22 protein-coding genes and 1 pseudogene are annotated in these 20,531 nt (G+C 69.8%); 1 reads left to right on the top strand and 22 read right to left on the bottom strand.

Features of this window, described 5'->3' with window-relative positions:
• Nucleotides 1–122 precede the first annotated feature (122 nt).
• From rlmN to rpsB, 6 genes are all read right to left on the bottom strand, one after another.
• Nucleotides 123–1,229, bottom strand: coding sequence for a 23S rRNA (adenine(2503)-C(2))-methyltransferase RlmN (gene rlmN, locus K1J60_RS12625; protein WP_033526944.1), 1,107 nt, complete (start codon nt 1,227–1,229; stop codon nt 123–125).
• A gap of 1,017 nt (nt 1,230–2,246) precedes the next feature.
• Nucleotides 2,247–3,365 carry a phosphatidate cytidylyltransferase gene (locus K1J60_RS12630; RefSeq protein ID WP_220646322.1) on the bottom strand — a complete coding sequence of 373 codons (1,119 nt, stop codon included), beginning with the start codon at nt 3,363–3,365 and terminating at the stop codon, nt 2,247–2,249.
• Nucleotides 3,365–3,922, bottom strand: a complete 558-nt coding sequence (gene frr, locus K1J60_RS12635; RefSeq protein WP_045561444.1) for a ribosome recycling factor — start codon at nt 3,920–3,922, stop codon at nt 3,365–3,367. The genes K1J60_RS12630 and frr overlap by 1 nt, the downstream gene beginning before the upstream one ends.
• Nucleotides 3,923–4,077: 155 nt before the next feature.
• Nucleotides 4,078–4,836, bottom strand: coding sequence for a UMP kinase (gene pyrH / locus K1J60_RS12640; protein ID WP_045561445.1), 759 nt, complete (start codon nt 4,834–4,836; stop codon nt 4,078–4,080).
• A 195-nt stretch (nt 4,837–5,031) separates the two neighbouring features.
• Entirely contained in the window at nt 5,032–5,868 is an 837-nt protein-coding gene (gene tsf, locus K1J60_RS12645; RefSeq protein ID WP_220646323.1) for a translation elongation factor Ts, read from the bottom strand.
• Between the two features lie 159 nt (nt 5,869–6,027).
• Entirely contained in the window at nt 6,028–6,942 is a 915-nt protein-coding gene (gene rpsB / locus K1J60_RS12650; protein ID WP_220646324.1) for a 30S ribosomal protein S2, read from the bottom strand.
• A 283-nt stretch (nt 6,943–7,225) separates the two neighbouring features.
• Between rpsB and K1J60_RS12655 the strand changes: the two genes are divergently transcribed.
• A complete protein-coding gene (locus K1J60_RS12655; protein WP_220646325.1) occupies nt 7,226–7,840 on the top strand; it encodes a M23 family metallopeptidase in 615 nt (204 codons plus the stop codon).
• A 70-nt stretch (nt 7,841–7,910) separates the two neighbouring features.
• On the opposite strand, the gene K1J60_RS12660 is transcribed toward K1J60_RS12655, so the two are convergent.
• From K1J60_RS12660 to rpsP, 16 genes and pseudogenes are all read right to left on the bottom strand, one after another.
• Nucleotides 7,911–8,468, bottom strand: a complete 558-nt coding sequence (locus K1J60_RS12660) for a TetR/AcrR family transcriptional regulator (RefSeq protein WP_220651433.1) — start codon at nt 8,466–8,468, stop codon at nt 7,911–7,913.
• 165 nt (nt 8,469–8,633) lie between these two features.
• A complete protein-coding gene (gene whiG, locus K1J60_RS12665; RefSeq protein ID WP_220646326.1) occupies nt 8,634–9,470 on the bottom strand; it encodes an RNA polymerase sigma factor WhiG in 837 nt (278 codons plus the stop codon).
• A 272-nt stretch (nt 9,471–9,742) separates the two neighbouring features.
• Nucleotides 9,743–10,906 carry a DNA-processing protein DprA gene (gene dprA / locus K1J60_RS12670; protein ID WP_220646327.1) on the bottom strand — a complete coding sequence of 388 codons (1,164 nt, stop codon included), beginning with the start codon at nt 10,904–10,906 and terminating at the stop codon, nt 9,743–9,745.
• 34 nt (nt 10,907–10,940) lie between these two features.
• Complete coding sequence (locus K1J60_RS12675; protein ID WP_220646328.1) at nt 10,941–12,563, bottom strand: YifB family Mg chelatase-like AAA ATPase; 1,623 nt, start codon at nt 12,561–12,563, stop codon at nt 10,941–10,943.
• Nucleotides 12,563–12,988 carry a YraN family protein gene (locus tag K1J60_RS12680; RefSeq protein ID WP_220646329.1) on the bottom strand — a complete coding sequence of 142 codons (426 nt, stop codon included), beginning with the start codon at nt 12,986–12,988 and terminating at the stop codon, nt 12,563–12,565. The genes K1J60_RS12675 and K1J60_RS12680 overlap by 1 nt, the downstream gene beginning before the upstream one ends.
• Nucleotides 12,989–13,136: 148 nt before the next feature.
• Entirely contained in the window at nt 13,137–13,445 is a 309-nt protein-coding gene (locus tag K1J60_RS12685) for a DUF2469 domain-containing protein (RefSeq protein ID WP_005311352.1), read from the bottom strand.
• 56 nt (nt 13,446–13,501) lie between these two features.
• Complete coding sequence (locus K1J60_RS12690) at nt 13,502–14,053, bottom strand: NUDIX hydrolase (RefSeq protein WP_220646330.1); 552 nt, start codon at nt 14,051–14,053, stop codon at nt 13,502–13,504.
• Entirely contained in the window at nt 14,043–14,789 is a 747-nt protein-coding gene (gene lepB, locus K1J60_RS12695; protein WP_220646331.1) for a signal peptidase I, read from the bottom strand. Before lepB (K1J60_RS12695) ends, K1J60_RS12690 begins: the two co-directional genes overlap by 11 nt.
• 80 nt (nt 14,790–14,869) lie before the next feature.
• Nucleotides 14,870–15,883 carry a signal peptidase I gene (lepB, locus tag K1J60_RS12700; protein WP_398683199.1) on the bottom strand — a complete coding sequence of 338 codons (1,014 nt, stop codon included), beginning with the start codon at nt 15,881–15,883 and terminating at the stop codon, nt 14,870–14,872.
• A 268-nt stretch (nt 15,884–16,151) separates the two neighbouring features.
• Nucleotides 16,152–16,871 (bottom strand): annotated as a pseudogene (lepB, locus tag K1J60_RS47125) (signal peptidase I); the annotation flags it as partial.
• Nucleotides 16,864–17,592: a signal peptidase I gene (lepB, locus tag K1J60_RS12710; RefSeq protein WP_220646334.1), complete on the bottom strand. Its 729-nt coding sequence runs from the start codon at nt 17,590–17,592 to the stop codon at nt 16,864–16,866. The pseudogene lepB (K1J60_RS47125) and the gene lepB (K1J60_RS12710), both read right to left, overlap by 8 nt.
• Before the next feature lie 57 nt (nt 17,593–17,649).
• Complete coding sequence (rplS, locus tag K1J60_RS12715) at nt 17,650–18,000, bottom strand: 50S ribosomal protein L19 (RefSeq protein WP_033526928.1); 351 nt, start codon at nt 17,998–18,000, stop codon at nt 17,650–17,652.
• Between the two features lie 134 nt (nt 18,001–18,134).
• A complete protein-coding gene (trmD, locus tag K1J60_RS12720; protein WP_220646335.1) occupies nt 18,135–18,968 on the bottom strand; it encodes a tRNA (guanosine(37)-N1)-methyltransferase TrmD in 834 nt (277 codons plus the stop codon).
• The gene (rimM, locus tag K1J60_RS12725) at nt 18,968–19,510 is read right to left on the bottom strand and encodes a ribosome maturation factor RimM (RefSeq protein WP_033526926.1); all 543 of its coding nucleotides are present in this window, start codon (nt 19,508–19,510) and stop codon (nt 18,968–18,970) included. Before rimM ends, trmD begins: the two co-directional genes overlap by 1 nt.
• A gap of 111 nt (nt 19,511–19,621) precedes the next feature.
• Nucleotides 19,622–19,861: an RNA-binding protein gene (locus K1J60_RS12730; protein WP_033526925.1), complete on the bottom strand. Its 240-nt coding sequence runs from the start codon at nt 19,859–19,861 to the stop codon at nt 19,622–19,624.
• 2 nt (nt 19,862–19,863) lie between these two features.
• Complete coding sequence (gene rpsP / locus K1J60_RS12735; RefSeq protein WP_220646336.1) at nt 19,864–20,283, bottom strand: 30S ribosomal protein S16; 420 nt, start codon at nt 20,281–20,283, stop codon at nt 19,864–19,866.
• Between the last annotated feature and the right edge of the window lie 248 nt (nt 20,284–20,531).

Consider the following 20,531-nt stretch of genomic DNA (forward strand, 5'->3'; position numbering starts at 1 on the left):
GACCGAACTTCCTACCCAGAATGACCTGGGCGAGGTTCAGAGGGTCTGCGGCCCGGATGCCGCACTCTCAGCGCTGTGGCGCTCCCCTGTCGGAATATGAATATGTACGTACGGGTCTCAGACTACCTCTCGGTCGCCGCGAGCTGACCGCACGCCCCGTCGATCTCCTGCCCCCGGGTGTCCCGGATGGTCACCGGCACACCATGGGCGGCGATGGCCTCGACGAACGCCTTCTCGTCCTCGGGCCGGGAGGCGGTCCACTTGGAGCCCGGAGTCGGGTTCAGCGGAATCAGGTTCACATGCACCGGCTTGCCCTTGAGCAGCCGGCCCAGCCGGTCGCCGCGCCACGCCTGGTCGTTGATGTCCCGGATCAGCGCGTACTCGATGGACAGCCGGCGCCCGGACCTGGCCGCGTACTCCCACCCGGCGTCCAGGACCTCGCGCACCTGCCACCGGGTGTTCACGGGGACGAGCGTGTCACGCAGCTCGTCGTCCGGGGCGTGCAGGGAGATGGCGAGCCGGCACTTGAACCCCTCGTCGGCGAACCGGTGGATGGCGGGCACCAGCCCGACCGTCGACACGGTGATCCCGCGCTGCGACAGCCCCAGTCCGTCCGGCTCCGGATCGGTGAGCCGGCGAATGGCCCCGACGACCCGGTTGTAGTTGGCGAGCGGCTCGCCCATCCCCATGAAGACGATGTTGGAGAGCCGCGCGGGCCCGCCGGGAATCTCCCCGTCCCGCAGCGCCCGCATCCCGTCGACGATCTGATGGACGATCTCGGCGGTGGACAGGTTCCGGTCGAGCCCGGCCTGCCCGGTGGCACAGAACGGGCAGTTCATCCCGCAGCCGGCCTGCGAGCTGATGCACATGGTGACCCGGTCCGGGTACCGCATCAGCACCGACTCGACGAGCGTCCCGTCGAACAGCCGCCACAGCGTCTTGCGCGTGGTCTCCTGGTCGGTCGACAGATGCCGCACGACCGTCATCAGCTCGGGAAGCAGCGCCTCCTGGAGCTTCGCCCGCGCACCCGCGGGGATGTCGGTCCACTGCTCCGGGTCGTGCGCGTACCGCGCGAAGTAGTGCTGCGAGAGCTGCTTGGCGCGAAACGGCTTCTCCCCGATCGCGGCCACAGCCTCCTTCCGCTCCACAGGCGAAAGATCAGCAAGATGCCGCGGCGGCTTCTTGGCTCCGCGGGGGGCGACGAATGTGAGTTCTCCGGGTGCAGGCATAACCCTCCCAGTGTCGCAGATCGAATCGGGTGACCTGGGCTGCGAGCCAGCCGCGATGTCGTCATTGGTCGTCTCTGGTTGTCGCGGATCCCCCTGGGACGGCCCGGACACGGCCCAGACGCTCAGTCTCAGCAACATCGTCTCTCCTGGTGAGCAAGCCGACGGAGACGCACGCCATGCCATCCCTGACAGCCCGGCCCACCGCCTCACCTCACTCGCTCGGGACGAGGCAAAGGCCGCATGCAAGCCCCCTCACTCCGCCTCAAACGGTCGCTACGCCGATCGGTTCGCCCCTGAGCCCGCACGGAGCCTCGACGCCGCTGAGCGGGCAGGCACGGGCTTCCTGGTGCGACGGCGGGAGCCGCGGGACCCTGCGCCTGCCCGCACCCGGGCCATTGCTGGACCGCCGCCACCACCGACCGTGGCCACCACGCGCAGTGAGCACAGTCCACTCACGGCAGGTGTGGCTGCCTCAACGACGCCCACGTCACCCGGCTGTTCGAGGAGGAAACAACTACAGGAGCAGATACGAGCCCTTCAGGAGCCTTTCCGAGAGAAGTTCGTAAGCGTGGCAGACCGCGTGCCCCTCACTTGGGACGCCGTCCGCGCGCTCCGGGGGGAAGCCATACAAGACCTCTTGATAGACATCAACGAGCTGTACTGACGGCCCAGAGACGGCCCAGCAACCCGAAACAGGCCCCGTATCGGCGCCAAATGCGCAAGTAGGGGGCCTATGCGTGCCTGGCGCCTGCCAGGTCTCCAGGTGCAGGGCATATCAGAAGATCCCGCCGACCACGCCCACGACCCACGCCCCGTGGTTCTTCCAGCGATGGGCATACCGCAGTACAGCCGCGGCTTGCGCCGGCCCGCCTGGTCGATGAGCGTCTCGCACCATCGGCACCCATGGACGCGAACTCCATCGACCTGTCTCGATCTCCCGAGAGGGTCATGGCAGTGGGCCCCCGCCCTGAAGAACAGGATGGGGGCCCACTCACTTCGACAGGCGCGACCGACCGGTCAGCCCGAGCCCACGAACAGCACCAGCAGGAGCCAGACCACCGGGGCGGTCGGGAGGAGGGAGTCCAGGCGGTCCATGATGCCGCCGTGGCCCGGCAGGAGCGTGCCCATGTCCTTGATACCGAGGTCCCGCTTGATCATGGACTCGCCGAGGTCGCCCAGCGTGGCACTGGCCGCGACGGCGAGACCGAGGAGCAGGCCCTGCCACCAGGCCCCGTCGTCGATGACGAACTCCATGAGCAGCGCGCCCGCGACCATGGCGAAGGCGATCGCGCCGAGCAGCCCCTCGCGGGTCTTGCCGGGGCTGATGCGGGGCGCGAGCTTGTGCGTGCCGAACCGCCAGCCGACGGCGTACGCGCCCGTGTCGCTGACGACGGTCAGCACCAGGAACACCAGGACCCGCTGCGGCCCGTCGTCGGCGGTGAGCATGAGCGCGACGAACGTGGCCAGGAACGGCACGTAGAAGGCCGCGAAGACCCCCGCCGTGACGTCCTTCAGGTAGTTCTCCGGCGGTTCGGTCATCCGCCAGACGAGAACGGCGAGCGCGGTGAGCGCCATGGCCACCCACGCGCCCTCGGGCCCGCGGACGTACCCGGCGACGACCATGGCGGCCCCGCCGACCGCGAGCGGCACGAGGGGCGCCTTGATGCCCTTGCGTTCCTGCAGGCGCGAGGTGAGCTCCCACAGACCGACGACGACGGCGACTGCTATCACGCCGACGAACGCGGCCTTGACGATGAACAGCGACGCGACGATGACCACGCCGAGCGCGACGCCGACCCCTATGGCGGCGCCCAGGTCACGGCCCGCGCTCTTCTTCTGCGGGGCGGGCTGCGGGGCGTCGGGCATGGGCTCCGGCTTCTGCGGCGCCGCCCCGTGGGGCCGCGCCGACGGCGTCTCGTCACCGAACGGGGGACCGGCCTGCCGAGCGGCCCCCCGGTCGTCGTCCTGGTTCCCGCCATGCGCGGGTACGTCGGGCACGATGGGCATGGGGCGAGTCTGCTGGGCCTCAGGCGCATCGTACGTGGGACCCGCCGGGGCATGCCCCTGGACAGGTCCCCGGTCGGTCGGCGCCCAGTACCCGGCTTGTGGCGGCGCCCCCCAGGAAGAGTCGTTCATCAGACCTCGAGGAGCTCCGCTTCCTTGTGCTTGAGCAGCTCGTCCACCTGGGCGACGTACTTCGCGGTGGTGTCGTCGAGCTCCTTCTCCGCACGGCGGCCCTCGTCCTCGCCGACCTCGCCGTCCTTGACGAGCTTGTCGATCGCGTCCTTGGCCTTGCGACGGACCGAGCGGATGGACACCTTGGAGTCCTCCGCCTTGCTCTTGGCGACCTTGATGTAGTCGCGGCGGCGCTCCTCGGTCAGCTCGGGGAACACCACCCGGATGATGTTGCCGTCGTTGCTCGGGTTGACGCCGAGGTCGGAGTCGCGGATCGCCTGCTCGATGTTGCGCAGGGCGGTCTTGTCGAACGGGGTCACCACGGCCATGCGCGGCTCCGGCACCGAGAACGAGGCGAGCTGGTTGATCGGCGTCAGCGCGCCGTAGTAGTCAGCCACGATCTTGTTGAACATCGCCGGGTGCGCACGACCGGTGCGGATCGCGGCGAAGTCGTCCTTGGCGACCACGACGGCCTTCTCCATCTTCTCCTCGGCCTCGAGGAGGGTCTCTTCGATCACCACTTGCTCCTGCGTGTCTTGAGTAGGCCCGGCAGCTGTACTTGGTCACGTCGGCGGCCGGCTGCGTCGCGTCTTGTTCCTGCACGGTTCCCGACCGGCAGGACATTGTCCATCCCCCGGTCAGGCTCCGTCCCCCGGGCAGGGGAAGGACCCGGTCAGGCCCGGCTTCCCTGATCACCCACGAGAGTGCCGATCTTCTCACCCTTGACGGCCCGCGCGATATTGCCCTCCTTGAGAAGCTCGAACACGAGGATCGGGAGCTTGTTGTCACGGCAGAGCGTGATCGCGGTGGCGTCGGCGACCTTCAGCTCGCGGGTGATGACCTCGCCGTAGCCGAGGGAGTCGAACTTGACCGCGTCCGGGTTGGTCTTGGGGTCGGAGTCGTAGACCCCGTCCACGCCGTTCTTGCCCATCAGCAGCGCCTCGGCGTCGATCTCCAGGGCGCGCTGGGCGGCGGTGGTGTCGGTGGAGAAGTACGGCATGCCCATACCGGCGCCGAAGATGACCACACGGCCCTTCTCCAGGTGGCGCACGGCACGCAGCGGGATGTACGGCTCGGCGACCTGACCCATGGTGATGGCGGTCTGGACGCGGCTGTCGATCCCTTCCTTCTCCAGGAAGTCCTGGAGGGCGAGGCAGTTCATGACCGTGCCGAGCATGCCCATGTAGTCGGAGCGGGCCCGGTCCATGCCTCGCTGCTGGAGTTCGGCGCCGCGGAAGAAGTTGCCGCCGCCGATCACGACGGCGATCTCCGCGCCGTCGCGTACGACGGCCGCGATCTCCCGGGCGATCGCGTGCACCACGTCGGGGTCGACGCCGAGGCCACCGCCCCCGGAGAACGCCTCTCCGGACAGCTTCAGCAGAAACCGGCCGCTCAATTTGCCGTCGTCGCTCTTCTGGGGCTTGGTGGTCATGGGGATCTCGCCTCTTTACGTGTCGCACATACGAAGAAGGCCATTGCCGGTGGGGTGGTGTTCGCATCCCATGCGCGGCAATGGCCTCCTCGTCAGATCTGCTGTCGTCCGTATCGCGTCACGCGCGCACGGGGCGGCGTACGCGAACGACTGCACTCGACCCTATCGGGGCCGGGCGCTGGTCGCGTGACGGACTCAGATGCCGACCTTGATACGCGTGAAGCGCTTCAGGGTGACACCGGCCTCGTCCAGGACCTTCTGGACCGACTTCTTGTTGTCCAGCGCGTAGGGCTGGCCGAGCAGCGTGGCGTCCTTGAAGAAGCCGTTGAGGCGACCCTCGACGATCTTCGGCAGGGCGGCCTCGGGCTTGCCCTCGGCGCGGGTGGTCTCCTCGGCGACGCGGCGCTCGGACTCGACGACCTCGGCCGGCACGTCCTCCTTGGAGAGGTACTTCGGCGCGAAGGCGGCGATGTGCTGGGCGACACCCTTGGCGAGGTCGGCGTCGGCCTTGTCCAGCTCGACCAGGACACCGATCTGCGGGGGCAGGTCGGGCATGGTGCGGTGCATGTAGGCGAAGACGAAGCCGTCGGCGAACTGGGCGAAGCGGTCGAGAACGATCTTCTCGCCGAGGTTGGCGTTGGCCTCGTCGACGTACGCCTGGACGGTCTTGCCGGCCTCGATCTCGGAGGCGAGCAGGGCGTCGAGGTCGGCCGGGGAGGTCGCGGCGACGTGCGCGGCGATGGCGTTCGCGGCGGCCTGGAACTTCTCGCCCTTGGCGACGAAGTCCGTCTCGCACTTCAGCTCGACGAGGACACCGGAGGTGTTGTCGTCGGCGATGATGGAGACCACGGCGCCGTTCTCGGCGGAGCGGCCCTCGCGCTTGGCGACGCCCTTCTGGCCCTTGATGCGCAGGGCCTCGACGGCCTTGTCGACGTTGCCCTCGGCCTCGTCCAGCGCCTTCTTGCAGTCCATCATGCCGGCGCCGGTGAGCTCGCGGAGCTTCTTGACGTCGGCGGCGGTGTAGTTCGCCATGATCTGTGAATCTCTTCTCGGAGTTCGAAGTCTCGAAGTCGGCGTCCGCCGCCGCTCGTAGGGCGGGCGCCCGCCGAAGATCTACGGGCTGTGGGTGAACGGCGGGTGGCGCGCTCGGCGCCACCCGCCGTCATGTCGACAGCCCTACGACCGTGAAGGTCAGGCCTGCTCGGCGTCCGCGGCCGGAGCCTCGGCGGCGGGGGCCTCGGCCGGAGCCTCAGCGGGGGCGTCGGCAGGAGCCTCGGCAGGGGCCTCGGCGGCAGCCGGAGCCTCAGCGGCGGCCGGAGCCTCGTCGGCCTTCTTCTCGCCCTCGAGCAGGTCGCGCTCCCACGCGGCCAGCGGCTCGCCCGCGGCCTTGTCGCCCTTGCCCTCGGTGGCGACACGCGAGCGGGAGATGAGGCCCTCGGCGACCGCGTCGGCGATCACACGGGTGAGCAGCGTGACGGAGCGGATCGCGTCATCGTTGCCGGGGATCTTGTAGTCGACCTCGTCGGGGTCGCAGTTGGTGTCGAGGATGGCGACGACCGGGATGTTGAGCTTCCGGGCCTCGCCGACCGCGATGTGCTCCTTCTTGGTGTCCACGATCCAGACGGCGCTGGGCACCTTCTGCATCTCGCGGATACCACCGAGGGTCTTCTCCAGCTTGGCCTTCTCGCGCGAGAGCACGAGAAGCTCCTTCTTGGTGAGACCCGACGCGGCGACGTCCTCGAAGTCGATCTGCTCGAGCTCCTTGAGGCGCTGCAGACGCTTGTAGACGGTCGAGAAGTTGGTGAGCATGCCGCCCAGCCAGCGCTGGTTGACGTAGGGCATGCCGACGCGGGTGGCCTGCTCGGCGATGGCCTCCTGCGCCTGCTTCTTCGTGCCGACGAACATGACCGTGCCGCCGTGGGCGACGGTCTCCTTGACGAACTCGTAGGCGCGGTCGATGTACGACAGCGACTGGAGCAGGTCGATGATGTAGATGCCGTTGCGCTCGGTGAAGATGAAGCGCTTCATCTTCGGGTTCCAGCGACGGGTCTGGTGACCGAAGTGGACGCCGCTCTCCAGCAGCTCCCGCATCGTGACGACGGCCATGGCCGTTCTCCTTGTGTTTCTCGGTTGTGCCGCGAGAACCGGACGGCTCCCGCGCCTGACGCCCGCGATGCGCCGTTGCCACGAAGGACCGAGGGGCGCTGATACGGACCGTCCGACGAATCTGACGGACCTCGTACCGGGGCGTGCGAAGTCGACCCGGTGACCCGGATCGCCACCAGAAGTGTACGGGACCCACGAGGCCCCGGGTGACGCCGATATCCACAACCGACGAGTACTCCACAGATCCCGGCCATGATCGCGCCACTCCCGGGACGCTTTCCCCATGTCCGACGAAATGCCCAACGGGCACACACCCGCACGACGTACCCGCACGTGGCCGACCCTGCTGCTGTGCCTGATGTCGGCGCTCCTGCTCACGGCCTGGACCACGGCACCCCGCGCGGCCCCGGGACAGGACGCCGCCCCGGCGCCGCCGGCCGCCGAGGGGCCCGTCCCCGCCGTGGCCCGCGCCTGGCCCGTCGGCCTGCGGCCCCTGGTGACACGGGCCTGGCAGCCCCCGCCGACCCCCTACGCCCGAGGTCACCGAGGCGTCGATCTCGCCGCGCAGCCCGGTTCCCCGGTCCGCGCGGTGGCCCCTGGCCGCGTCTCGTTCGCGGGCCGGGTGGCGGGCCGCGGAGTCATCTCGGTCGAACTGACCGGCACCGGCGACCCGCCCCTGCGCACGACCTACGAACCGGTCCGGACTTCGGTGAAGAAGGGCGCCGAGGTGACGGCGGGCACCCCCCTGGGCACCCTGGAGGCCGCCCCTTCGCACTGCCCGACAGCATGCCTCCACTGGGGCCTGCGCAGAGGGGACACCTACCTGGACCCACTCACGCTGCTACCGCCCTGGCTGCTACGAAAGGGCCCGTCACGTCTACTGCCGGTGCCCGAGTAGCCACGCCGTCGCAGGTCGGCGCCCTGGGCACCCTCCACGAGGCGCGGCCCCGACGCCGGCCATCGCGGCCTCAGCCCCGCACACCCCGCAGCGCCATGGCCACAGCCGCCTCAGCGATCGCGGAGGGGTCCTCGGCCGCCGCCAGCTCGATACGCCGCACAGCCGCGTCCACGACCCCCTGCAACAGCATCGCCCCCAACCGGGGTTCCGCCTGCCCGAGGTCCGCCAGAGCCTCCACGATCATCGCGACGAGCCCACCGTGCGCTGCCCGGATGTTCTCCCGCGCGCCGGCGTCCAACTCACTCGCCGAGATCGCCACCACGGCCCGATGCCGCCGGTCCCCGACCAGCTCCAACTGCTTGCGGACGTACGCCTCGACCTTGCCCTCGGGCCGCTCGACCGCGGCCATCGCCGCCTCGACCTCAGCCGCCCACACGGGAAAGTCGACCTCGCACAGCTCCTCGACGACGGCGGCCCGCGACCGGAAGTACTCGTACACGGACGACCGCGCCAGCCCCGTGCGCTCGGCGAGGGCGGGGAACGTCAACGCCTCCGTCCCACCCTCGGACAACAGCGAGCGAGCCGCGTCCAGCAGGGCGGCTCGCTGCATCGACCGGTGCTCGGCCACGGAGGCCGCTCGAATCCTTGGCACGTCATCCACTTTACGGACGGACCGCCACCCACGGGAGTGCCTTCCCCGACGAGCCCTCGCCGAAGGCCGTCCGGAGCCCCCGCGGCCCGCACCCGCCCCTGCCCTCCGGCCGCCTGTCGACATCCGGCCGGATCCGAGCGGTCAACGGCCGAAACTCGCCAGCTTCGCCCGCAGCTGCAGCACCGATTTCGTGTGGATCTGACTCACCCGGCTCTCGGTGACCCCCAGCACGTTCCCGATCTCCGCGAGGGTGAGCCCCTCGTAGTAGTAGAGCGTGACGACGGTCTTCTCCCGCTCAGGCAGCGTGTTGATGGCCCGCGCCAGGAAACGGCGCAGCTCCCGGTCCTCGGCGACCTCGACCGGATTGTCCGCGGCGGTGTCCTCCAGCGTGTCCATCAGGCTCAGCCGGTCGCCGCCCTCGCCCCCGACATGCAGCAGCTCCTCCAGCGCCACCACGTTGGCCAGCGACAACTGACTGAAGACCGAGTGGAGTTCGTCGACCGCGATGCCCATCTCTGCGGCGACCTCGCCTTCGCTCGGGGTGCGTCTGAGCCGTGACTCCAGCGTGGCGTAGGCCCGCTCGACATTGCGGGCCTTCTGCCGCACCGACCGGGGGATCCAGTCCAGCGCGCGCAGTTCGTCGATCATGGCGCCCCGGATCCGGGTGATCGCGTACGTCTCGAACTTGATCTCCCGGTCGATGTCGAACTTCTCGATCGCGTCGATGAGCCCGAAGACCCCGGAGGAGACGAAGTCCGCCTGCTCGACGTTGGCCGGCAGGCCGACGCTCACCCGGCCCGCCACGTACTTCACCAGCGGTGAATAGTGCAGGATCAGCTGCTCGCGCAGCCGGTCGTCGCCCGTCGTCTTGTACGTCCGCCACAGCTCGTCGAGTGTCGAGGGGGCGGGTGGGCGCACGGTGCCGCGAACGGCGGAGGGTACCGCCGCCCGGTCAGACCCGGAGGTGTGCTGGGGCATTCGTCGCCTTGTGCCGTTCTGCCGTGAACTGGGAGTGCCTGGGTGAGCTGTCGGTCTGATGTCGAGTTGCCTGTCCTGAGTCGGAATCCTCGTGAGCGTAGCGTGACTGGAGAGTCGCAGTGCGCGAAGGCCGAGGGATCGCCGGTGCGCAGATACGTTCCGCTGGACGCCCCGCCGGGTCACGACAATCGCGGTGCGCGGACTCTCCGGTGCACCAACTGCCGGAAACCGCAAGGCCGTCGGCGTTCCCCCGGACGGCCGAACACGCTCCGTCAACCCGACCTCCGATCGGGCGAGACGGAGATCATCGCCTGGCGTGTCAACTTCCAGCCGTCGCCGTGTCGTTCGACGTAACCGAGTGCGCGCAGTTCGTACAGTCTCCCGACCGCGTCGTCCACGGTCGTCCCCGCGCCGCGGGCGATGTCGTCGGGGGCCGCGCTCCCCTGCCCCGGCAAGGCGGCCAGCACCTGCCGCGCTCCGGGTTCCAGCAGGTCACGGGGGAGAACGGGGCCTCGGCGGTCGGGCGCCAGCTCTCCCATGTCACCCACCAGCTCGACGACTTCGGCGGCGTCGGACACGAGGACGGCGCCGCCCCGCAGCAGGTCGTGCACGCCGGCCGAGAGCGCCGAGGTGGCGGGTCCCGGCACCCCCATGGTGAACCGGCCCAGCCGCTGCGCCGCCCGCGCCGTGACCAGTGCACCGCTGCGGTAGGCCGCCTCCACGACCACGGTTCCCCTGGTGAGCGCGGCGATGACCCGGTTGCGCAGAATGAACCGGCTCGGCGTCGGGTGCTCCCCCGGCGGCAACTCGCCCACCACCAGACCCTGTTCCGCGATCCTGCTGATCAGCTGGACATGCCCCCGGGGATACGGCCGGTCCACTCCGCAGGCGAGCACGGCGACGGTCGCGCCGCCGGCCCCGAGCACGCCCCGGTGCGCGGCGCCGTCCACGCCGTACGCGCCCCCGGACACCACCACCCACCCCCGCTCGGCCAGTCCCGCGCCCAGCGCCGACGCCATGTGCGCCCCGTACTCCGTGCAGGCCCGCGCCCCCACGACGGCCACCGACCGCAACGCCCACATCCGTACATTCGCGGCCCCCCGCACCCACAGCCCCACCGGCCGCGCGTCCCCGAGGTCGTCGAGCTGCCGGGGCCACTCCCCGTCACCGGGGATGAGGAACCGGACTCCGGCGTCCCGCGCCTGTGCCAGGTCGCCTGCGGGATCGGCCCGTCCGGCTCGGGCACGGAGACCCGCCCACCGCTTCTCGGAGGCCTGTGGCAGCGGTGGCCCGCCCCCGGAGACCCTCCGCACCACTTCCCGGGCCCCGAACTCCCGCAGCCATCGCCCGCCGAGTTCGTCGCCGGGTTCGAGGACACGGGCCAGGAAGGCCCGGTCGAGCCGCTCGCCGTCCGGCGCCCCTCCGCCGCCCGTCATGGCACGCCCACCCGTGAACCACACGCCTCGGGCCTCACGTCAGCGCGCCGATCGCCATCGGCACCCCACGCGGGACTCCGGTGCGCAGTTGCAGAGCCAGGCTGACGTCCGTCGCGTCAGGGCGGTCATGGCCGACGAGGTCGGCGATGGTCCAGGCGACCCGGAGCACCCGGTCCAGTCCGCGCGCGGTCAGTCCACCCCGCTCCAGGCAGCGCTCGGCCTCGTCCATAGCGCCTGGGGCCGCATGCCACCGGCTGCGCAGTTCGCGCCCCGGTACTTCGCTGTTCGTCCGCCAAGGTGTGCCGAGCAGCCGTTCGGCCGCTCGTTCCCTCGCCGAGCGCACCCGGTCGGCCACCGTCGCCGTGGACTCGCCCCGGGCCCCGCGCCCGGTGAGTTCGGTCCGGGTGACCCGGTCGACCTCGACCCGCAGGTCGACCCTGTCCAGCAGCGGCCCGGAGAGCCGGGCCTGATAGCGGCGGATCGCCGCGGACGGGCACTCGCACAGGTCGTCCGTCCGCGAGAACCGGCCACAGGGGCAGGGATTGGCGGCGAGGACCATCAGGAACTTCGCCGGGAACCGGACCACTCCCGCACTGCGCGCGATCACCACGTGACCCGCTTCCAGCGGCTGCCGCAGGGCGTCCAGGGCATGGCTGCTGAACTCAGGGGTCTCGTCGAGGAAGAGCACCCCGCGGTGGGCGAGAGAGACCGCTCCGGGGCGTGCGATGCCCTGCCCGCCGCCGACCAGGGACTGCATCGTGGCCGAGTGGTGGGGGGCGCAGTAGGGCGCGTCGTCCACCAGTGGCTTGCCGGCAGGCAGCAGACCGGCGATCGAGTGGACCGCCGTGACCTCCAGCGACTCCTCCCTGGCCAGCTTCGGCAGGATGGCCGGCAGCCGCTCGGCGAGCATCGTCTTGCCCGCCCCGGGCGGCCCTTCGAGGAAGAGGTGGTGTCCACCGGCTGCGGCGACCTCCACCGCGGTGCGGGCCGCGAGCTGACCGACGACATCGGCGAGATCATGGCCATGGTCCTGTTGCGCGGCTCCTGCCGTGTGCACGCCCGTGGCCGCCCCCGCGCCCGGCAGGCGAAGTCCCGCCATGAGCGGGTCCGGGCGTCCCTCGTCGGGCTCCTCGTCCGGCACGGGTTCGTCCGCGAGCACGGCGATCAGTTGCCGCAGGGTACGCACCCCCAGTACCGAGACACCAGGCACCAGCGAGGCCTCCGCCGCCGCGCACTCCGGCACCACCACCTGCTCGTATCCGGCCTCGGCGGCGGCCAGCACGGCGGGCAGGATGCCCCGCACCGGCCGGACCCGGCCGTCGAGCCCCAGCTCTCCGATCATCACAATGTCGGAGAGCGCCCGCGGATCGATCCGCTCGGAGGCCCCCAGTACCGCGCAGGCCACCGCCAGGTCGAAGCCACTGCCGGCCTTGGGTACCGACGCCGGGCTGAGCCCCACCGTCAACTTCTTCTGCGGCCATTCGGCGCCCGAGTTGACCACGGCCGCCCTGACCCGGTCCTTGCTCTCCGTCAGGCTCTTGTCCGGCAGTCCTACCAGCGTGAAGGCCGCCACGCCCGGTTCCAGATCGGCCTGGACCTCGACGACGACTCCCTCGACGCCGACGAGGGCCACGGAGCACGTGCGGGCGAATCCCATCAGGCCACCCCCCGCACGTGCTCCACGACGGGGGCCCCGCGGTCGGGGAGGACGACACCGACGAGGTCGATGCGGACGCCGCCCGGTGGGCTCCCTCCATGCTCCTGGAGCCAGCGTTCGGCGAGGCCGCGCAGCCGTTCGGCCTTGGTCGTCGTGACGGCCGCCATGGGATGTCCGAAGGGGCCGGCCCTGCGGGTCTTCACCTCGCAGACGACCAGCGCGTCCCCGTCGCGGGCCACGATGTCGATCTCGCCGGTCCTGCCGCCGCGCCAGTTGCGCTCCAGGACCGTCATCCCGGCTTCGACCAGCCGCCGCGCGGCCAGCTCCTCGCCGTACTTGCCGAGCGCGCCCCGGGCGTTGCTGCCGCGGTTCCCGCCGCCTCGTGCATCGCTTCGGCGCGCGTCGTCGCCTCGTGCCTTGCTCATGTCGGCACCACCTCCGGCGCCAACATTGAGGGCAGCTCAGCCCGCTATTGGATCTTGGTGGACAAGTAGCCGATTGTGGACAACTTCCTCACCCGCACGAATGACGACCGCCTCGGCGTTTGACGACCGCCTCGGCGTTGAGTCGGCCTCAGCTGCCCGGCAACTCAAGATCGCTCTTGTTCAGCTCCTCAATGTTCACGTCCTTGAACGTGAGCACCCGCACCTGCTTCACGAACCGAGCCGGCCGGTACATGTCCCACACCCAGGCATCCGCCATCGACACCTCGAAGAACACCTCACCCTGGACCGAGTGCACCTGCATCTCATAGTCATTGGTGAGATAGAAACGCCGCTCGGTCTCGATCACGTATTTGAACAGACCGACGACATCGCGGTACTCCCGGTAGAGCTTCAGCTCCATCTCGGTCTCGTACTTCTCGAGGTCCTCGGCGCTCATGGCATGTTCCCCTTCAGCCGTGCGATCCCACCATTGTGCGCCAGTCCCGCGAGCCCCTAGACAATTTCGGTGTCGAGGACCACGGGTCTGGCAGGGGGACCCTCGTCGAGCAGTGTGCGAAGCAGTTCGGCGAGTCTGGTCGGGTACACCGTCTCATGCGTCCGGGCCAGTTCCCCGCACGTCCACCAGCGTGCTCCGGCCACACTGCGCCGTTCCAGCTCCGTGAGGCCCGCCGCGACGGGCGCCACCTGGTGCGTTTCGGGGGTCCGGGCGAGGTAGTACCACTCGTCCTGGTCCCAGCGGCGTCCGGCGAAGGGGAAGGAGCACATCCGCCGCCAGAGCACGGGGCCGAGCTCCACGTCCGTGATCCCGGTCTCCTCCACCAGTTCCCGCAGGGCGGCCTCCTCGCGGGTCTCCGTGCCCTCCACGCCGCCGCCGGGCGTGAACCACCAGTCGTCGGCAGGATCGTCCGGCTCGTGCCCGTGCAGCAGCAGGATGCGTTCCTGCGGATCCAGCAGGATCACCCGGGCCACCCTGCGCAGTCCGCCCTCGTACGTGTCCCCGTACGTGTCCCCGTTCGTGTCCCCGTTCGTGCCCTCAGGCGACACCGGCCGGCTCCGCCTGCGCCGTACGGCCGCGTCCGCCGACGCGCTTGGCGACGGGCCCGTAGGCCGCGCCGCCCAGCACGAGCACCATGCCCACGATCAGTGCGGCGGTGATCAGCCGCAGCGGGCCCGGAGAAGAGAGCGCGCCCAGTTCCTCGAAGCCCGTGGGGCGGGCCAGCATGCCGTCCATGGGCCAGACGACGGCGTCCACGCGCGCGTCCACATGGCTGCGCGGCACCGTGCCGTTGCCCGCCTCCGTGAGGTGGGCGGTGGAGTCCAGGGAGCCACTGCGCTCGTCGCCCAGGAGGAACAGTCGGCCCTTGGGGACGGTGATCTCCGGGATCCCGGTCAGCTCGGCCTGCTGGCCCTCGGGGAGGTACCCCTCGTCGATCTGCTTGCCGTTGACGGTCAGCTTGCCGTCGGTGCAGCAGGCGACCGTGTCCCCGCCCACCGCGACGACCCGTTTGACCATGGGGGCGTTGCCCCAGGTCTCCTGCCGGAAGACCACGACGTCACCACGCTTGATCTCGGAGCCGTCCACCCGCTCGGCGAGTATGCGGTCCCCGGAGGTGATGGTGGGGGACATCGAGTCGGTCGGCACGGTGTAGGGCGCGTAGGCGACCGCGCCCCAGAGGAAGCCGCCCAGGAAGAGCACACAGCCGAGGGCCACGGCCAGTCCCGACAGCTTGCTGCCGAGCCGTCCGCGGCCCTCGTCCGTACGACTTGTCGTCCCGCTCATCCCAGTGCTCCCCCAGGTCGGAGAATCGACCGTCCGGGCCCCGAGCGGGCCGCGGAAGATCGGCGATCTGGGACGGCACCCTACCCGGCGGTACCCGTGCCAGAAACCCTCGGGCTTTCGGTGGCCAGAAGGCGGCGTCGGCGCCACAGCACCAACGGCACCGCGCCCGCGAGGCCGAGCGCGCCGGGGGCGGCGGCGCTCAGGTTCTGGTCGAACGTGTCGGGGACCGGCAGCGTGGACCAGCGGGTGGGAGGCCAGGCGACCACGATGGCGCGGCCCACGACCTGGCTCACGGGGACCATGCCCTTGTTGCTGTCGTTCTGGTGGTAGCGGGAGTCCAGCGAGTTCTGCCGGTGGTCACCCATGACCCAGATTTTGCCCTCGGGCACCTTCACCTTGAACTGGCCGCCGGTGTCGTCGACCGTGCAGGGCGTGTTGCCCGGGTACACGTACGGCTCGTTCAGCGCCTTGCCGTTGACCTTGAGCGGGCCGGTGCCCTTGCACTCCACGGTGTCGCCGGCCACGCCGATGACCCGCTTGATGAGGTCCTTCTCCTCGGCGGACGGCATCAGGCCGATCCAGCCGAGGACCCGCTGCACCGCGTTGGGCTCCAGGGTGGGCTCGCCGTCCAGCCAGCCGGCCGGGTCATGGAAGACGACGACCTCGCCGCGCTCGGGCTCCGAGCCGAACCACGGGGTGAGCTTGTCGACCAGGACCCGGTCGCCCTCCTGCAGGGTGTTCTGCATCGAGTCGGAGGGGATGGAGAACGCCTGCACCAGGAACGTCTTGATCAGCAGCGCGAGCACCAGCGCGATACCGATCAGGATGGGCAGTTCCTTCCAGAAGGAACGCTGCTTCTTCCTGGGTCGCTCGTCCTGGTCGCCGTCGTCGGCCGAAGTCCGGGCGCCGGTCTCGCCGTCCGTCGCGTCGCCGTCCGGGGAGTCACTCCCGGAGCCGGCGGGACCCTCGGAATTCACGGCGCTCTCCACGTCCTCCACGTTCTCCGCGGCCGGGGAAGCCGCCTCGTCGGATCGCTCCGGCCGTTCTTCGGAACCACCGTGTCCCGACCGTGCTCCGACCGCCAAATCCCCCACATCCACTCCTCACTCCGTACCGCCGCCCGCGCCACAGCCGGTGCAGGCCCACCACTCCCATAACGAGCGGGAGTTCCGCAGGGGTCGGGAGAGGGATCAATCCGTTTCGATCCGCGGAGGCCACCCTATGCGAAGCGCCGAGAGCGGTGGTCGACCCGCTCGGCACGGCGGAGAACGTGTCAGGCTCCTCCAACTGCCCCCAGTGGCCGACCGGCCAGGCGATGACGACGGCCCGGCCGACAACGGAGGCCTCCGGCACCGTACCGCCGAACTGAGCGGTCTTCGAATCGTCGGACTGATGGGCGCGCGAGTCGGCGGAGTTCTCCCGGTGGTCGCCCATCACCCAGAGGCGGCCCTGTGGCACGGTCACCTCGAACCGCTGGGTCGAGGGCTGGTTGCCGGGGTGGATGTACGCCGTCTCGTCCAGGGGCATGCCGTTGACGGTGACGCGGCCCTGGGTGTCACAGCACTTGACGGTGTCACCGCCGACCGCGACGACCCGCTTGATCAGGTCCTTCTCGTCGTCGGAGGGGAGAAGGCCGATGAACTGCAGGCCTTCCTTTATCTGCTTGATGACGATCGGGTCCTCGGTGATGGCCGTCGTCTGCTCGTCCTCCAGCCAACCGCCCGGGTCCTTGAAGACGACGACGTCACCCCGGGTGGGCTTGGAGCCGAACCAGGGCGTGAGCTTGTCGACCAGTACCCGGTCGCCGATCTGGATCGTCTGCTCCATGGAGCCCGACGGGATCACGAACGCCTGGACGAGGAAGGTCTTCAGGACCAGGGCTATCAGGACGGCGACACCGACGAGGAGCGGGATCTCCTTGACCGCGGAGCGACGTCTGCGCCGCTTGATCTTGCGGGCCAGCTTGCGCCGCTCGACCCGGCTCGGCCGGGCGGCACCCCCGGACCGCCGGGTGCCGGTGGGCAGCAGATTGTCGGCCGCGGTGCTGGCAGGGGCACCGCGGGGTTTGCCGCGGTTACCCATGCGCACCGCCGGCGGCGGGCACACGCGCGTACGCGTCGGGGCGGTCCAGCCGCGTCCAGTGGTCTGCGGGCCAGGCGATCCACTCGGCCCTGCCGATCACGAAGACGAGGGGGACCATGCCGCCGCCGGGGGACCCGAGATGGTCACGGGAGTCACTGGAGTCACTGCGGTGGTCGCCGAGGAGGAACAGTCTGCCCTCGGGGACGACCACGTCGAAGGGTACGTTCGACGGGCTGTCCCCCGGGTACAGAAACGACGACTCGTCGACCCACCGGCCGTTCACCTCAAGCCTCCCCTCCTGGTCGCAGCAGACCACCCGGTCTCCCCCCACGCCGACAACGCGCTTGACGTAGTCGGCGTTCCCGAAATAGCCGGTGCCGTCGAACACGACGACGTCACCGCGCTGCGGCTCAGATCCGAAACGGTACGCCAACTTATTTACGAGAACGCGGTCCCCGATCCTCAATGAGTCGGCCATGGAGCTGCTGGGAATCTGGAACGGCTGCATCACGAAGTTGCTGAAGAGCGCCAGAAAAAGCAGGCAGATCAGCACGGTCAGGGTGTATCTCCCGCCCGGCACCAACGCGGTGGTCCGGTCCACCCACGCGAAACGCGACCGCTCCTCCGACCCTCCTGTGTCGGAGATCTCCTCGGAGACCTCGACGCCGGAAGGGCGGGGGGAACGGTCGCGCTCCATGTGCTGCTGTGCTTCGGTGTCCATCGGGGCCAGATCGTATCCGGCCCCGATGTGACGACCTCTTGTGACTCGAACGCGCGATCAGTTGTCGCGCTTCTCCTTGATCTTCGCCGCCTTGCCACGCAGCTCGCGCAGGTAGTACAGCTTGGCGCGACGGACGTCACCGCGGGTGACGAGCTCGATCTTCTCGACGATCGGGGTGTGCACCGGGAAGGTGCGCTCGACGCCGACGGAGAACGAGACCTTGCGGACCGTGAAGGTCTCGCGGACACCGGCGCCCTGGCGACGGATCACCACGCCCTTGAACTGCTGCACACGGGAGCGGTTGCCCTCGATGACGCGGACGTGGACGTTGACGGTGTCACCCGGGCGGAACGCCGGGATGTCGCTCCGCAGCGAGGCGGAGTCGAGGGAGTCGAGCAGGTGAGACATTTCGTCTGCTTTCTTCGCCCATGCCACAGGTCATAGGCGGGAGCTAGGTGTTACGAGAGGATGCTGTCCGGGTCGGGGCGGGCGTCGTGTCCCCCTGTGGCAGGGGCGCGCGCCGGACGACGCACAACAGCGGCCTATTGTTCCACGCCCTCCGGTCGCCGCCAAAATCGGCCGTAGGGTTCACCCTCCGGATCCGGGGACCAGCCCAGGATGGAGAGCATCTCGCGGTCCTTCTTGTCGAAGGCCTTCGGGTCGCAGCGCTCGATGAGGTCGGGCCGGTTGGCGGCCGTCCGTCGCAGCGCCTCGTCCCGCCGCCAGCGCGCGATCTTGCCGTGGTGGCCGCTGAGCAGCACCTCGGGGATCTCCCGGCCGCGCCACTCGGGGGGCTTGGTGTAGACCGGCCCCTCCAGCAGGTTGGCCATGGCGCCGGGCGCGAAGGAGTCGTCGCGGTGGGACTCGGCGTTACCGAGGACGCCGGGCAGCAGCCGCGCCACGGCCTCGGTGACGACGAGGACGGCCGCCTCGCCGCCGGCGAGGACGTAGTCACCGATGGACACCTCGTACACCGGCACGCGGGTGGCGTACTCGTCGATCACACGCCGGTCGATGCCCTCGTAGCGCGCCGGCGTGAAGACCAGCCAGGGGCGCTCGGAGAGTTCGACGGCGAGCGCCTGGGTGAAGGGGCGGCCGCTGGGGGTGGGGACGATGAGCGCGGGCCGGGCGGAACCCGTCTCGTATCCCTGGGCCAGCACGTCGTCGAGCGCGTCACCCCAGGGGTCGGTCTTCATGACCATGCCGGGGCCGCCGCCGTACGGGGTGTCGTCGACCGTGTTGTGCCGGTCGTACGTCCATTCCCGCAGGTCGTGGACGTGCACATTCAGCTGTCCACGCGCGCGGGCCTTGCCGACGAGGGAGACGTTCAGGGGTTCGAGGTACTCGGGGAAGATCGTGACGACGTCGAGCCGCATCAGGTCTCGTCCCGGGATGACGCGATCTCCGCCTGGTCGTCGATCAGACCGGGGGGCGGGTCGATGACCGCCTTCTGCTCCTCCAGGTCGATCTCGGTGACGATCTCCCCGACGAACGGGATCATCACCTCGCTCCCGTCGGGCCGTTCGACGATGAACAGGTCCTGGGAGGGCAGATGCGAGATCTCGGTGATCCGGCCGACCTCGACGCCGTCCTTGGTGACCACGTCCAGGTCCATCAGCTGGTGGTCGTAGTACTCGTCCTCTTCTTCCGGCAGTTCCTCCGGGTCCACCTCGGCGATCAGCAGGGTGTTGCGGAGAGCCTCGGCGGCGTTGCGGTCCCGGACGCCCTCGAAGCGCAGAAGCAGCCGGCCGCTGTGGACCCGGCCGGTCTCGATGGTGAGGGGGCCCGTCGAGGCGGGGTCCGTGAGCAGAACGGCGCCGGGGCCGAGCCGGAGTTCCGGTTCGTCGGTGCGGACCTCGACGGTGACCTCGCCCTTGATGCCGTGGGCGCGGCCGATCCGTGCGACTACGAGCTGCACTGTGCTCGATCTCCTGTCATACAACTCATACGACTCATACGACGCAGACGACTACGGGCCGGGGACGGCCCAGTGGCCCTCCCCGGCCCGAGCCGGTGCTGCGAATGTTCGTCAGCGGACGTGGTCCACGTCGACGAGGTCGACACGGACACCGCGGCCGCCGATGGCGCCCACGACGGTACGCAGAGCGCGGGCGGTACGGCCGTTGCGGCCGATCACCTTACCGAGGTCGTCGGGGTGGACCCGGACCTCGAGTACGCGCCCCCGGCGCAGGTTGCGGGAAGCGACCTGCACGTCGTCGGGGTAGTCGACGATGCCCTTGACGAGGTGCTCGAGAGCCTCCTCGAGCATGCTCAGGCCTCGGTCGACTCGGACTCGGCGGCAGCCTCGTCCTTCTTCTCGGCCTTCTTCTTCTGGGTGATCGCCTCACCCTTGCCCTCGTCGTCGCCGCCCAGGGCCTCGAACGACGGGCGGGAGGACTTCGGCTGAGCCACGAGGAGCGGCGCCGGAGCGGGCTCGCCCTTGAACTTCTGCCAGTCGCCGGTCTTCTTCAGAATGGCGAGCACGGGCTCGGTCGGCTGCGCGCCGACACCCAGCCAGTACGCGACGCGCTCCTCGTCGACCTCGATGACCGACGGGTTGTACGTCGGGTGGTACTTGCCGATCTCCTCGATCGCACGGCCGTCACGGCGAGTGCGGGAGTCGGCGACGACGATGCGGTAGTGAGGCGAACGGATCTTGCCCAGACGCTTCAGCTTGATCTTGACTGCCACGGGAGTGGGTTCTCCTGGAATTGACGTGGTTGGGCACGGCGAGAGAGCCGCGTGGGGTTGCGGTACCCGAGTGCCCGATGGACGCGTCAGCCGGAGGAGAGAGGGGTCCTGTGCGACTGTCGAGTACAGCTAGCCATTCTGCCACACGCTGGGGTTCACCTCTTACCGGGGCTGCGCGCAGCCATGCCGAAGCGGCACCCGGCGCCAGGGCTTTCACTCACCGCCGCCGACCGGGTGCCGCTGCATCC

The sequence above is a fragment of the Streptomyces akebiae genome, from assembly GCF_019599145.1.
GTDB classification, from domain to species: domain Bacteria; phylum Actinomycetota; class Actinomycetes; order Streptomycetales; family Streptomycetaceae; genus Streptomyces; species Streptomyces akebiae.